The 317-nt window shown below is 41.6% G+C and carries 1 protein-coding gene; it reads right to left on the bottom strand.

Annotated elements, in window-relative coordinates; translation table 11 throughout:
• Positions 1-317, bottom strand: a 317-nt coding sequence (locus tag EXE10_RS21310; RefSeq protein ID WP_130114623.1) for an IS5 family transposase, incomplete at both ends; no start/stop codon positions are given.

The following is a 317-nucleotide window of genomic DNA, read 5'->3' as shown; positions in this document are numbered from 1 at the left end:
CAATCTGCTCATCTTGTGGAATCTGATCGAGTAAATCACCAAGCACTTGTGAATCACTCACATTATTTGTAGTGAGTTGAATAGCGCGTATTTGAAGGGTTTCAGCATCTATACCAATATGAAGTTTACGCCATTGGCGACGATATTCAGGTCCATGTTTCTTGCGTTTCCATTCGCCCTCACCTAGAAACTTCATGCCTGTAGAGTCTATGAGTAGATGCAGCCCATCGCTACCTTTTTGGTAGCTGATTGCAATATCAATATGCTTTTGTCTTCTGCAAAGCGTACTGTAATTTGGTGCGGTCCAATTTAATCCA

Origin of the sequence: Acinetobacter sp. WCHAc060033, from assembly GCF_004209125.1 — a bacterium.
GTDB classification, from domain to species: Bacteria; Pseudomonadota; Gammaproteobacteria; order Pseudomonadales; family Moraxellaceae; genus Acinetobacter; species Acinetobacter wuhouensis.
The sequence above is the reverse complement of the archived record's forward strand: the minus strand, read 5'-3'. Positions and strand labels throughout refer to the sequence as shown.